Origin of the sequence: Arthrobacter sp. Br18 (assembly GCF_000520555.1) — a bacterium.
Lineage (GTDB): Bacteria > Actinomycetota > Actinomycetes > Actinomycetales > Micrococcaceae > Arthrobacter_D.
Window position 1 is genome coordinate 1 of the sequence record NZ_KI914858.1, and the last position, 10,744, is coordinate 10,744.

At 70.2% G+C, this 10,744-nt stretch carries 9 protein-coding genes; 8 read left to right on the forward strand and 1 reads right to left on the reverse strand.

The window, feature by feature from the left end; translation table 11 throughout:
- The 3 genes from Y704_RS23350 to Y704_RS25550 form a co-directional block, all read left to right on the forward strand.
- Positions 1-295 (forward strand): transposase (locus Y704_RS23350; RefSeq protein WP_162149389.1); only part of this gene is annotated, 295 nt, incomplete at its 5' end.
- A complete protein-coding gene (locus Y704_RS19840) occupies positions 228-1,229 on the forward strand; it encodes an NAD(P)/FAD-dependent oxidoreductase (RefSeq protein ID WP_081747493.1) in 1,002 nt (333 codons plus the stop codon). The genes Y704_RS23350 and Y704_RS19840, both read left to right, overlap by 68 nt.
- Complete coding sequence (locus Y704_RS25550) at positions 1,229-2,617, forward strand: ATP-binding protein (protein WP_026549782.1); 1,389 nt, start codon at positions 1,229-1,231, stop codon at positions 2,615-2,617. The genes Y704_RS19840 and Y704_RS25550 overlap by 1 nt, the downstream gene beginning before the upstream one ends.
- An 11-nt stretch (positions 2,618-2,628) precedes the next feature.
- Here Y704_RS25550 and hutH read toward each other — a convergent pair whose 3' ends face one another.
- Complete coding sequence (gene hutH, locus Y704_RS0108280) at positions 2,629-4,215, reverse strand: histidine ammonia-lyase (protein WP_026549783.1); 1,587 nt, start codon at positions 4,213-4,215, stop codon at positions 2,629-2,631.
- A gap of 81 nt (positions 4,216-4,296) precedes the next feature.
- Here hutH and Y704_RS19845 point away from each other — a divergent pair, with 81 nt between their 5' ends.
- The 5 genes from Y704_RS19845 to Y704_RS19860 form a co-directional block, all read left to right on the forward strand.
- Positions 4,297-5,028 carry an IclR family transcriptional regulator gene (locus Y704_RS19845; protein WP_051476832.1) on the forward strand — a complete coding sequence of 244 codons (732 nt, stop codon included), beginning with the start codon at positions 4,297-4,299 and terminating at the stop codon, positions 5,026-5,028.
- Positions 5,025-6,773 (forward strand): urocanate hydratase, encoded by a 1,749-nt coding sequence (gene hutU / locus Y704_RS19850; RefSeq protein ID WP_081747485.1) that lies wholly within the window; start codon positions 5,025-5,027, stop codon positions 6,771-6,773. The genes Y704_RS19845 and hutU overlap by 4 nt, the downstream gene beginning before the upstream one ends.
- 132 nt (positions 6,774-6,905) lie before the next feature.
- Positions 6,906-8,114, forward strand: a complete 1,209-nt coding sequence (locus tag Y704_RS0108295) for an allantoate amidohydrolase (RefSeq protein WP_026549784.1) — start codon at positions 6,906-6,908, stop codon at positions 8,112-8,114.
- Positions 8,111-9,532: a formimidoylglutamate deiminase gene (locus Y704_RS19855; protein WP_081747486.1), complete on the forward strand. Its 1,422-nt coding sequence runs from the start codon at positions 8,111-8,113 to the stop codon at positions 9,530-9,532. Before Y704_RS0108295 ends, Y704_RS19855 begins: the two co-directional genes overlap by 4 nt.
- A partial coding sequence (locus Y704_RS19860; protein WP_081747487.1) for an amidohydrolase family protein occupies positions 9,532-10,744 on the forward strand: 1,213 nt, incomplete at its 3' end. The genes Y704_RS19855 and Y704_RS19860, both read left to right, overlap by 1 nt.

Sequence of the window (10,744 nt, forward strand, 5' to 3'; positions counted from 1 at the left end):
TAAGACGAAGGGTAAGGAGCTGATGCAGGCCGTGATCGGCGCGGTCACCAACGGCGTGCCCGCCGCCCTGGTCGAGATCCGCCGGCTTGGCCGGACCCTGAAGCAACGCGCCGTCGATGTGCTCGCGTTCTTCGACCGCCCCGGCACCTCCAACGGGCCCACGGAGGCGATCAATGGCCGCCTCGAGCACCTCCGCGGCTCGGCCCTCGGCTTCCGTAACCTCACCAATTACATCGCCCGCAGCCTGCTCGAATCAGGCGGCTTCAGACCCCACCTACACCCTCAATTACGATGAGCCCGTTTACGCAGCATCGGAGGGACTCAGTACCGTCATCGTGGAGCGGGAGGCGCCCGGTGGCCAGGCCGGCCAGAGCGCGGCCATCGAGAACTACCTGGGATTCCCGAAAGGCCTGAGCGGCTCCGACCTCACCCAGCGCGCCATGGCCCAGGTCACCCGCTTCGGCGCCGAACTGGTGCTCGCGCAGAACGTAGCCGGCTTCGAGGCCCGGGGGCCGGTGCACGCGGTGCTGTTCGACGGTTCCGGGGAGATCGAGGCACGATCACTGATCGTCGCGACGGGGGTGGCCTACCGCCGGCTGGAGGCCACGGGCCTCGACGAGCTCAACGGTCGCGGCGTCTACTACGGCGTGGACGCCAGCGAAGCCAGCCAGTGCGAGGGCGACGACGTCTACATCGTCGGTGCCGCGAACTCGGCCGGCCAGGCCGCCCTCAACCTCTCGCGCTTCGCCCGGCGCGTGGTCCTCGTGGTCCGGGCCGGGGCGCTGGACGCAACCATGTCGCAGTACCTCGTGCAGCGGATCACCTCCTCTCCCGTCATCGAGGTGCGGTACCGGAGCGAGATCGTGGAGGCCCGCGGCGACGGGCACCTGGAAAGCCTGACGATTGCCGACCGGGACTCCAGCGGTACCGAAGAGGTGTCAACAAGTTGGCTCTTCGTCTTCATCGGTGCGTCGCCGCGCACCGGGTGGCTGGGGCCCGGTGTCGTCCGCGACAGGTTGGGGTTCGTCGTCACGGGACCAGACCTGCTGGCCCCGGCCCACGCCGGGTGCTGGCCGCTGGCCCGTGCTCCCCTGGCCCTTGAGACCAGCGTGCCCGGAGTCTTCGCTGCGGGCGACGTGCGGCTCGACTCGATGAAACGCGTCGCGTCGGCTGTCGGCGAAGGCGCGATGTCGGTCTACCTTGTGCACCGCTACCTGGCCACCATCTGATGCGCGTCGACGACCTGCGCGGCATCGTCCTCTTCGACGGACTGAGCGATGATCAGCTCGCCGAACTCGTGACGGCCGGAACGGAGGTGCGCATCGAGAAGGGGGTGGACCTTTTCCAGCAGGGACAGCACGCGGACCACTGGTGGGTATTGATCGACGGCGCCCTCGACCTCATCCGCCACGTGGGCCGGGAAGACAACGTGGTCGGCCGGATGAACGTGCCCGGGCGGTGGGCCGGCGGGTTCCGCGCCTGGGACGAGCACGGCGTCTATCTGGCGACCGGCAGGGGAGCAGTGGAGGGGCGGGTGCTCAGCGTCCCGGCGGAGCGGCTGCGGGCGAGCTTTCACGCCTGGTTCCCCTTCGGTGTGCACCTCATCGAAGGCCTGTACGGTACGGCGCGCAGTATCGAGTCGACGGTGCGCCAGCGGGAGGCGCTCGTGACGCTGGGGACGCTCGCCGCGGGTCTCGCCCACGAGATCAACAACCCGGCAGCCGCGGCGACCCGCGCGGTCGATGCTCTGGAGGAGGCCTCCCGGCTGTTGCTCTCCTCCCTCGGAAGGCTGGCGCACAACGGGGTCTCCGCAGCCCGGTTCGTCGCCCTGGAGGCCCTCCTGGCCGAGGTGGGGCCGCCGGGCCCCGCGCCGGACCCGCTTGCGCTCGCGGACCGGGAGGAAGCCCTCTCGGAGTGGCTTTCCGGTCATGGAGTGGAACGGGGCTGGCTGCTCGGTCCGACGTTCGCCGCGGCCGGTGTGGATATCGCGTGGTGCGAGCGGGCCGAGGCGCTGCTCGGGCAGGCCGACCTGGAACCGGGCCTCGAGTGGATGGCCGGCACGTTGTCCGTGGCGGCGCTGCTCGGCGAGGTCAAGGAGTCGACGCGGAGGGTGTCCGAGCTCGTTGCCGCGGTCCGGTCGTACTCCCAGATGGACCGCGGGTCGCTGCAGAACATCGACGTGACCGAGGGTCTGGAGAGCACCCTGGTCATGCTGGGGCACAAACTGCGGGACGGCGGTGTGCAGGTGGTGCGGAATTACGGTGTGGGTGTGCCCCGGGTGGACGCCTACGCGGGCGAGCTCAACCAGGTGTGGACCATTCTCATGGACAACGCACTCGATGCGATGGGCGGTACCGGCACCCTCCGGATTGCCACCTCGACCGACGGCGGGGCGGTGATGGTCGAGATCGGCGACACCGGTCCGGGTATTCCTCCGGAGGTGGCCCGACGCGCGTTCGAAGCGTTCTACACCACGAAGGAGGTCGGCAAGGGTACCGGGCTGGGCCTCGACATCGCCCGCCGCATCGTGGTCGAGCGCCATGCGGGCACCATCGAGATCGAGTCCCGGCCGGATGAGACGGTCCTCCGGGTGACGATCCCCGTCCGGGCAGGATGATCCGGCATCCTTCAGTCCATTGGCGTGCCCAGCGCTTCCTCGGCGGCCGAGACCAGGGAGCCGTTGTCGACCAGGACCCGCGCGGCTTCGATTTCCGGTGCGAGGTAGCGGTCGGTCCCCGGACCCTGGACGACGCCGCGGAGTACGGCCCGCACCGCCCGGATGGGGGCCGAACTGCGGGAGGTGGCCAGTCCGCCGTCGCGCATGTCCAGCGCCCGCGCCGCGGTGAGGATCTCGATCGCGAGGACCCGCGTGAGTCCGTCCAGGGCGCGACGCAGCTTCAGGCCGGCGGCCCACCCCATGGAGACGTGGTCCTCCTGCATGGCCGAGGACGGGATGGAGTCCACCGAGGCGGGGTTGGCGAGGCGCTTGAGTTCGGAGACGATTCCGGCCTGCGTGTACTGGGCGATCATGTGGCCCGAGTCCACCCCGGGGTCGTGCGCGAGGAAGGCGTTGAGGCCGTGGCTGCGGGCCGTGTCGAGGAAGCGGTCAGTGCGGCGTTCGCTCATGGATGCCACGTCGGCCACGGCGATAGCGAGGAAGTCCAGGACGTAGCCCACGGGCGCGCCGTGGAAATTGCCGTTTGATTCGATGCGGCCGTCCCGGGTGATGACGGGGTTGTCGATCGCCGAGCCGAGTTCGATCTGCGCAACGCTTCGCGCATGGGCGAGAGTCGCCCGGGCGGCGCCATGCACCTGCGGTGCGCAGCGGAGCGAATACGCGTCCTGGACGCGCGTGAAGCGGTGGCGGCCGGTCTCCGACGTCAGCTCCTGAAGAATGAGGGGCGAGTCCTGCAGGAGGGCCCGGATGTTCGCCGCCGAGTCCCGCTGTCCCGGGTGCGGGCGCAGTGCGTGGAGGTCGGCGCCGAACACCGCGTCGGTGCCGAGGAGCCCCTCGACGCTCATCGCGGCCGCGAGGTCCGCCGTCTTCAGCAGCAGATGCAGGTCTGCCGAGGCGAGGACCAGCATGCCGAGCATTCCGTCGGTGCCGTTGATGAGGGCGAGCCCTTCCTTCTCGCGCAGTTCGACGGGAGCGATGCCCGCCGTCTCCATGGCCTCGGCGGCGGGCACGGGTTCGCCGTCACCCGTACGGACGTAGCCCTCGCCCATCAGCGCGAGGGCCACGTGGGAGAGCGGTGCGAGATCGCCGGAGCAGCCGAGGGAGCCGTATTCGCCGACGACGGGCGTGATGTCAGCATTCAGCATCGCGGCATAGGTCTCGGCGACCACGCAACGTACACCGGTGCGCCCGGTGGCCATGGTCGAGAGCCGGCCCAGCATGAGTCCGCGCACCACCTCGCGGTCCACTTCGGCGCCCGAGGACGCCGCATGGCTGCGGATGAGGCTCCGCTGCAGCTGGGTGCGCTGGTCGAGGGGAATGTGTTTCGTGGCCAGCGCCCCGAACCCGGTGGACACCCCGTAGTGCGGGGTGTCGTCGTCGACCAGCGCATCGATGACCAGCCGGGACGCCGTCATCGCCTCCAGCGCGTCCGGTGTCAGTTCTACCCGGCGCCCGTGCCGCGCGATCGACACCACCTGTTCCAGGTGAAGGGGCCCGGTGCCCAGGGGGACCGGGGGGAACGTCGTGGAATGCCTCAATGTCTACCCTTGCCATTAGCTGAAAATACAGTTTCAATAAGTGAAATACAAAGTGCTCGACAACGCAAGAGGAGACGTGCCGTGGCCGAATCATCCACCCGCACGGTGGAACGCGCCCTGGTGTTGCTGGGGGCGGTGTGCGACGGCGGTTCGCTGACCCTGGCCGACGCCTCCCGCAGGGCGGGCCTCTCCGCCTCAACCGCCCTGAGGCTGCTGCGCACACTCGAATCAACAGGTTTTGTGCGCCGGGATTCCGTCGGCAGCTTCCGTCCGGGGCTGCGAGTGGTCCAGCTCGGGGCACTGGCCCTCAGCTCCGAATCCCTCGTCTCCCTGGCCGAGACGTCCCTCGACCGGCTCGTCGAGCTCACCGGGGAATCCGCCTACCTGAGCGTCCCGTCCCACGACGGCGAAAGCGTCTACCTCGCCATGCGTGAGGGAACGCATTCGGTGCGCCATGCCAGTTGGGTCGGCCGCAGCATCCCGCTGTCGGGAACAGCCGTCGGGGCCGTGCTGACGCGCCCGGTCCCTGCAGAGAACTTCGTGGTGGTGCGGAACGGCGTCGAGACGGACGTCACCGCCATCGCTGCTCCGGTGTCACCCGGCGGCCGCGCCGTCGCCGCCCTCAGTGTCGTGGTGCCGAGCTACCGTATCAGCGAGGCCGAAGCGCGGGCAGTCGGTGCGCTGGTGGCCCGTGAGGCATCCGGACTGCTCCAGGCCGCACCCGATCCCGGTGCCCCCTCCATTCCCGATGCCATCTCCCTTCCCTTCAGTCACGGCGATCCGGCCGGTCCAACCCCAGGAGAACTCGCATGACCGCTCGCATATCCCCGGCTCCACCTGCAGCCCCCGCTCCGGCTCCTGTCCCGCACCCCGGCGCGCCCGCCGCCCCGGCCACCTTCACCCAGCACGATCCGTCGCGTTCCATCCGGGCTCCCCGCGGCACCGGGCTGCGCGCCAGGAGCTGGCAGACCGAGGCGCCGCTGCGCATGCTCATGAACAACCTGGATCCCGAGGTCGCGGAGCGGCCCGAGGACCTCGTCGTGTACAGCGGGACGGGTCGCGCGGCCCGGAGCTGGGAGGCCTACGACGCCATCGTGCGCTCACTGGAGTCCCTGGACGACGACGAGACGCTCCTCGTCCAGTCCGGGAAGCCCGTGGGAATCTTCCGCACCAACCCCTGGGCGCCGCGCGTGCTGATCGCCAACTCCAACCTCGTGGATGACTGGGCCACGTGGCCCGAATTCCGCCGCCTGGAAGCCGAGGGGCTGATGATGTACGGCCAGATGACGGCCGGCTCGTGGATCTACATCGGCACTCAGGGGATCCTTCAGGGAACCTTCGAGACCTTCGCCGCGATCGCCGACAAGCGCTTCGGGGGCACCCTCGCCGGAACGCTCACCCTCACCGCTGGCTGCGGTGGCATGGGCGGAGCACAGCCCCTGGCCGTCACCCTGAACGGCGGAGCAGTGCTGATCGTCGACGTCGACGAGGCCCGCCTGCGCCGCCGCGTGGCCAAGCGGTACCTCGACGTCGTCGCCGGCTCGCTGGACGACGCCGTGGAGCAGGTGCTCGCGGCGAGGGCCGCCAGGCGCCCGTTGTCCGTGGGAGTGGTGGGCAACGCCGCCGTCGTCCTGCCTGACCTGCTCCGCCGGGGGCTCGACGCCGACATCGTCACCGACCAGACGTCGGCCCACGACCCGCTGAGCTACCTGCCCGTCGGCATCGGTCTGGACGAGTGGGACCGCGTCGCGAAGGCGGATCCGGAGGGTTTCACCCGAAAGGCGCAGGCCTCGATGGCACTGCACGTCGAGGCCATGGTCGGGTTCCGGGACGCGGGAGCGGAGGTGTTCGACTACGGGAACTCCATCCGCGACGAGGCCCGCCAGGGCGGGTATGAGCGGGCGTTCGACTTTCCCGGCTTCGTCCCCGCCTACATCCGCCCGCTGTTCTGCGAGGGGATGGGCCCGTTCCGGTGGGTCGCGCTGTCCGGGGATCCCGCCGATATCGCTGTCACCGATGCCGCGCTCAAGGACCTCTTTCCCGACAACGCCCACCTGCACCGCTGGCTCGACGCCGCTGCCGAGCACGTGGAATTCGAGGGGCTTCCGGCACGGATCTGCTGGCTCGGCTACGGCGACCGGGCGAAGGCCGGACTGCTGTTCAACCGGCTCGTCGCCGAGGGCAGGGTGTCGGCGCCGATCGTCATCGGCCGCGACCACCTGGACTCGGGGTCGGTCGCCTCGCCCTACCGCGAGACCGAGGCCATGGCCGATGGCTCGGACGCCGTCGCCGACTGGCCGCTGCTCAACGCACTGCTCAACACATCCTCCGGGGCCACCTGGGTGTCCATCCATTCCGGCGGGGGTGTCGGGATCGGTCGGTCCCTCCATGCGGGCCAGGTGTCGGTGGCGGACGGCACTGACCTCGCGGCGCAGAAGCTGGAGAGGCTGCTGACCAACGACCCCGGCATGGGCGTCATCCGCCATGCCGACGCCGGTTATCCGCGGGCCGTCGAGGTTGCCGCGGAGCGTGGCGTCCGGATTCCTTTGCAGGGTTGACGAAACCCCATTGGCCCGTCCGCTAGCCTTGATCCGCATGCCCGTGCCACACCCGTGCCACACCCGTCCCGCACCGTTCTGCACCCATTCCGTATCGCGTCCCGCATCCTCACTTCGATCCCGGAGGCTCCCATGGATTCCGTCTCAGCCCTTCTCGACTCCATCGCCGACGTCGGGCGGGATGCCTTCCGCGGAGGGTACTCCCGCGGTGTCTACACCGGCGCCGAACTCACCCTGCGGGAATGGTTCGCAGAGGAAGCACGACGCCGGGGGCTGGCCGTCGAGACGGACCGCAACGGCATCCTGTGGGGCTGGTGGGACGCGGGGGAGGGTGGACGTGCCGGCGCCCTCGTCACGGGCAGCCACCTCGACTCGGTTCCCGGGGGAGGCGCCTATGACGGGCCGCTCGGGGTCACCTCGGCGCTTGCCGCCGTGGATCTCCTCCGTGCGCGCGGCGTCCGGCCGAACCGCTCGCTCGCCGTCGCCGTCTTCCCCGAGGAGGAGGGATCCCGCTTCGGCGTCTCCTGCCTTGGGTCGAGACTCCTCACCGGCGCCATCGACGCTGACGCCGCCCGCAACCTGACCGATGCCGACGGCGTCACGTTTGCGGAGGCTTCCCGGGCAGCCGGTATCGACCCGGCCCATCTGGGCCGGGATGACGGAACGCTGGCGAACATCGGCGATTTCGTCGAACTCCACGTGGAGCAGGGCAGGGGACTGATCGACCTGGACTCCGCCGTCGCCGTCGGGTCGACGGTCCTCGGCCACGGCCGCTGGCGCCTGTCGGTATCCGGGCAGGGCAACCACGCCGGCACCACGCTGATGGCCGACCGCGCGGACCCGATGATTGCCGCAGCGCAGATCGTGCTCGCTGTCAGGAGCGTTGCGCGGGCCGAGGACGGCGCGCGCGCCACGGTCGGCCGGCTCCAGCCTGTCCCAGGAGGGACGAATGTGATCGCCTCGAGGGTGGACCTGTGGCTCGACATCCGGCACGAGGACGACGCCGTCACCGCCGCCCTCGTCGAGAGGATCCACGGGAAGGCGCAGATGGCCGCGGCGTTCGAGGGCTGTTCGGTGAACCTCACGGCGGAGTCGCGCAGCGGGACCGTCTCCTTCGACCCTGCCCTCCAGCGGACCCTGCAGAACTCGCTGAAGGGCGCGCCCCTCCTGCCTACGGGCGCCGGTCACGACGCCGCAGTGCTCTCGGGCCTTGTCCCGGCAGCGATGCTCTACGTCAGGAACCCCACCGGCGTCAGCCACTCACCCGAGGAATTCGTGGAGCGCGACGACGCCGACGCCGGAGCCGCCGCGCTGGCCGACGTGCTCGAGGATCTCCTGTGACACCAGCCGGTGTCGCCGTCTGGTGCGAGTATGCCTGGCTCGGCGCCGAGGGGGTCTGTGACTCGGTGCGGATCGAGGTGGATGCATCCGGGATCGTCGCCTCGGTTCTCCCCGGCGTCCGGGCGCAATACGGAGACCTCCTGCTCGACGGGGTCGTCTTCCCCGCGGCAGCCAACGCCCACTCGCATACCTTCCACCGGGTACTGCGGGGGCGCACGCACGACGGACTCGGCAGCTTCTGGTCCTGGCGCGAGAAGATGTACCGTGCGGCGGATGCCCTGACGCCCGACAACTACGAGGAGTTTGCCACCGCCGTCTATGCCGAAATGGTGGTGGCGGGCTGGTCAAGCGTCGCCGAATTCCACTACGTCCACCACCAGCCGGACGGCAGGGCCTACGACGGTGCCGACCGTCACGCCGTGGAGCTCGCGCTCGGCAGGGCGGCCGTCCGTGCGGGGATCCGTCTCACCCTGCTCGACACCTGCTACCTTGCCGGGGGCTTCGGTGAGCCGCCCGGCTCTTCGCAGCAGCGCTTCGCCGACCCCGACGCCTCCGCGTGGCTGGCACGCCTGGCCGATCTCCGGCGCACGTTCGCCACCACGTTCCACCCGGACCAGGTGAGTGTCGGTGCTGCGATCCATTCAGTGCGGGCAGTGCCGGAGGAGGCGCTGGCCGTGATCGCCCGCAAACTACCCGCCGATCTTCCGCTGCATATCCACCTCTCCGAGCAGCCCGCGGAGAACGAGGACTGCCTGCGGTCAACGGGACTCACACCCACCGGCCTCCTGGCCCGCCACGGGCTGCTGACGGACCGGCTCTCAGTGGTCCACGCGACGCACCTGACAGCCGAGGACATCCGCCTGCTCGGCGACGCCGGGGTGAGCGTTGTCCTCTGTCCCACCACGGAGGCCGACCTCGCCGACGGAATCGGCCCGGCCCACGAGCTGGCGGCCGCCGGATGCCGGCTTGCCCTCGGCACCGACCAGCACGCAGTGATCGACCCGTGGCTCGAGATGCGGGCGCTCGAATACGGCGAGCGCCTGAAAAGCGGCCGGCGCGGCTCCTTCACTCCCGAGTTCCTGCACTCGATCGCATCGGAGGGCGGAGCGTCGTCCCAGGGCAGGCCGGGCCCCGGAATTCACCCCGGATCAGCCTGCGACCTCATGGCGGTCGACCAGCGCAGTACCCGCACGGCCGGCTCCCACTGGGGGCAACTCGTCTTCTCCGCGACCGCGCAGGACGTCACCGCCGTCGTCGTCGGGGGACACCTGGTGGCCCGCCACGGTGTTCACGAAACCCTCGGGAACCCGGCGGGCCTTCTTTCCTCAGCCATCGCCCGTCTCGACGCGGCGGCCACAGCGCAGAACCCCGCCGGCGAGCCCGGCCACCGGTTCACCCATCCCTGGGAGCGTTCCTGATGTCACTGCTCATCACCAACATCGGCGAGCTGATGACCCAGGACCCCGAACACCGGGTCCTGCAGGGCGCCGCCGTCGTCCTCGAGGGCGAGCGCATCAGCTGGGTGGGGCAGGCCGGGAAGGCTCCGGCTGCGGACTCCGTGCACGATGCCGGCGGTCGGGGCGCGTTGCCGGGGTGGGTGGACAGCCACACCCACCTGGTCTTCGCAGGAGACCGGACCGCCGAGTTCGAGGCGCGGATGGCGGGAGCTGACTATGCCGCCGGAGGGATCGCCGTCACCTCGCGGGCCACACGCGAGGCCGCCGACTATGAGCTCACCCGGCTGCTGCTCGGACGGGTAGCGGAGGCACACGCGGGGGGCACCACCTATCTGGAGACAAAGACCGGGTACGGCCTCGATGTGGAGCACGAAGCCCGCAGTGCACGGATCGCGGCAGGCGTGGTGGACGAGGTGACCTTCCTCGGAGCGCACCTCGTCCCGGACGGCATCGAACCGGAGGCCTACACCGCACTCGTCTGCGGCCCCATGCTCGACGCCGTCCTGCCCTACGTCCGGTGGGCCGATGTGTTCTGTGAGCGTGGTGCCTTCACCCCGGAGCAGAGCCGTGCCGTGTTGAACGCCTGCCGCGACGCGGGGCTCGGACTGCGGGTGCACGGCAACCAGCTCGGACCCGGCGAAGGCGTGGCGCTCGCCGTGGAGTTCGGGGCGGCAAGCGTGGACCACGTCAACCACCTCGTTCCCACGGACATCGACGCGCTCGCCGCTTCCTGGAGCGGGTGGGAGCCGGCATCCGGGACGCTTCCGGGGACCGTCGCCACCTGCCTGCCCGCGTGCGATCTTTCGACCCGCCAGCCGCTCGCCCCGGCGCGGGCACTGCTCGACGCCGGCGTACCGGTGGCGCTCGCCAGCAACTGCAACCCCGGCACGTCCTACACCAGTTCCATGGCCTTCTGCGTCACCACCGCAGTCCTGCAGATGGGGCTCAGCGTCCATGAAGCGGTACGGGCAGCCACCTACGGGGGAGCGCTGGCCCTTCGACGGGAGTCCGGGCCCGATGCCGACGGCGCACGCGCGGTCGGTTCGATCGCCGTCGGGCACCGGGCTGATGTCCAACTCCTCGACGCGCCCTCGCCCACACATCTGGCCTACCGGCCGGGAATGCCGCTGACCGGAGCGGTGTGGAGGGCCGGAATCCGGGTTGACCGGGCAG